Here is a 2,363-nt window from a genome sequence, read left to right on the forward strand (position 1 = left end):
TGACCGTGCTCTTCGGCCGCATTCTGCAGGCGGCCGTCAGCCGCCAGCGCGAATACCTGGCCGATGCCTCGGCCGTCCAGTTCACCCGTTACCCCGAGGGGCTGAAAAGCGCCTTCGAGAAACTCCAGGGCGGCGCCTCCTCGCAGGTGAAAGCCGAGGGCGCCGCCGAGATGAATCACGCCTTTCTCTTCCGCGGCGGCGGTGCCCGCCTGTTCGATACCCACCCGCCCCTGGAAGAGCGAATCCGTCGGCTGGAACGGGCGGACTGACCGGCAGGCCATGCTCTGTCCGCTGCAGGGAACCACACTCAGGGCGGATCACCCGCTGTGCCTTTCATGACAGTCTGGCTAGCATCTGTCGCGGCCATAGCCCTCTTGGCTACAGTGATGCATCTGTTTCATCGGCGGCTGCGAAAAAGCCTTGCCGCACCGCGTGAGCCGATCCGTCAGACCCTTGCCTCGCACGGAGTGACCGGAGAGAGCATCTCGATCCCCACACAGCGAGGCCGACGGTTGGCTGGCTGGTGGTTGCCGGGGCAGAAGAGAACAGGCGTGGTGATCATCACCCACGGCTGGGGCGCGAATCGGGAACTCATGCTGCCCTTGGCCCGCCCACTCCAGACGGCCGGCTGGGATGTACTACTGTTCGACGCTCGCAATCATGGCGAGAGCGATGCCGATGATTTCTCGTCCATGCCGCGCTTTGCCGAGGACACCGATGCGACCATCGACTGGGTACGCCAGCGAGCGGGGCGGGAACTTGCCCCGGTCGTGCTCATGGGGCACTCCGTGGGAGCGGCCGCGGTACTGCTGTCTGCCTCACGGCGCCACGACATCGCCGCGGTGGTCAGTCTGTCCACCTTTGCCCACCCCGATCAGATGATGCGCCGCTGGCTGGCCAGCAAGGGTATACCGTTCTTCCCCCTGGGCTGGTATGTCCTGCGCTACGTCGAGCGCGTGATCGGCCACCGGTTCCACGAGATCGCCCCGATTCACACCCTCCCCCAGGTGCAATGCCCGGTGTTGCTGGTGCATGGTCGAGAGGACCCGGTCATCCCCGCCTCTGATGCGCAACGTCTGTTTGCCAGCCGGGGCAACACGCCCGCCACCCTCCATCTGCTGGACGGGGAACACGACCTCAGCCGTCACCTCGACAGCGAATGGCCCCGCCTTCAAGCCTTTCTCAAGCAAGCGACGCGCCGCTCGAAAGCAAGCCCACGTTCCTCTCACTTCTAACGTCCTAGTTTAGATGCTCGTGCCGAGCATTAAACAAACAGGAAGTTACAGGAACGCAGGCGTATCTCTTTGTTATTTTCCTACCCGCAAGCAGGCCTAATTAGATTAGCCGAGCGCACTTGTTGTACAGGTATTGTATAGCTATGATGTCGTCAGATGACCTGCTGTCACCGGAAGGTGGATCCCCGCAGGGAGCGCGTCCTGAAAGCAATTTCAGGCCCTCGCGACAAACAGTTCACGCCCCGAGGCACAGGCGAAAAAAATTGTTAGCAAAGCGATGTAAAAGCTTGGCACAAGGCCTCAAGTTTTTTTCGGCCCGCCCGATAGTTAGATCAGCCGAAGCTAATTTTAGCCCCGGAAAAGCGACAAAAAACACGGAACGCTTCGATGAAAGTCAATCTCCCTGTCACCCAGAAGAATTTCGACTATCCGTCCGACTGGCAATTGATTTCCACCACGGATCTCAAGGGCAAGATCACCTACGTCAACAAGGACTTCCTCAAGGTCAGTGGCTTTGAATGGGACGAGTTGATCGGCCAGAACCACAACGTCATCCGGCACCCCGACATGCCGCCGGCCGCCTTCAAGGACCTCTGGCAGACCGTCAAGGCAGGCGAAGTCTGGCGGAACATGGTCAAGAATCGCTGCAAGAACGGCGATCATTACTGGGTCATGGCCTACGTCACCCCGGTTTACAAGGGCGACGAGATCGTCGGCTACCAGTCGATCCGCACCAAGCCCAGCCACGAGCAGATCCGCAAGGCGGAAAAGCTCTATCGTGAGCTCAGCGAGAACAAGGCAGCGGAGTTGCCGAAGGAACGCAGTCTGGCCAACGTCAGCTTCGTGACTTGGCTGACGCTGGCCATCGGCCTGCTCGTGATACTCACTGCGCTGAAATTCGGCGACGCCTACCTCAATCACCAGCAAATGATTGCGATCCTGGGCGACCCGGCAGGCAGCATCGCGTCGGCTGAGGGAAATCCAGGCCTGACGGCGGCACAAACCGAACAGGTACGCGAGATTTCCAACCAGAACTACTGGGCAGGGACCATGTTGGCCGGATTCAATATCGCCGCCCTGATCCTGATCTTCGTGCTGCTGCGCCGATTCATCTTCACTCCGCTACGC

3 protein-coding genes are annotated in these 2,363 nt (G+C 60.3%); all 3 read left to right on the forward strand.

Translation table 11 applies throughout. The annotated features are described in order from the left end of the window. On the forward strand, nt 1-269 hold a 269-nt coding region (locus RI563_RS13170; protein WP_310694841.1), incomplete at its 5' end, for a M48 family metalloprotease. A 117-nt stretch (nt 270-386) separates the two neighbouring features. Then, on the forward strand, nt 387-1,235 hold the full coding sequence (locus tag RI563_RS13175) for an alpha/beta hydrolase (RefSeq protein WP_411293588.1): 849 nt from the start codon (nt 387-389) through the stop codon (nt 1,233-1,235). A gap of 387 nt (nt 1,236-1,622) precedes the next feature. Beyond that, nucleotides 1,623-2,363 (forward strand): PAS domain-containing protein (locus tag RI563_RS13180; protein WP_310694843.1); only part of this gene is annotated, 741 nt, incomplete at its 3' end.

Source organism: Thiohalophilus sp. (assembly GCF_031581315.1).
In the GTDB taxonomy this organism is placed as follows: domain Bacteria; phylum Pseudomonadota; class Gammaproteobacteria; order UBA6429; family Thiohalophilaceae; genus Thiohalophilus.

Coding starts and splice junctions, on each gene's coding strand:
- RI563_RS13175 (WP_411293588.1), top strand. CDS start 387: ATGCATCTGTTTCATCGGCGGCTGCGAAAAAGCCTTGCCGCACCGCGT.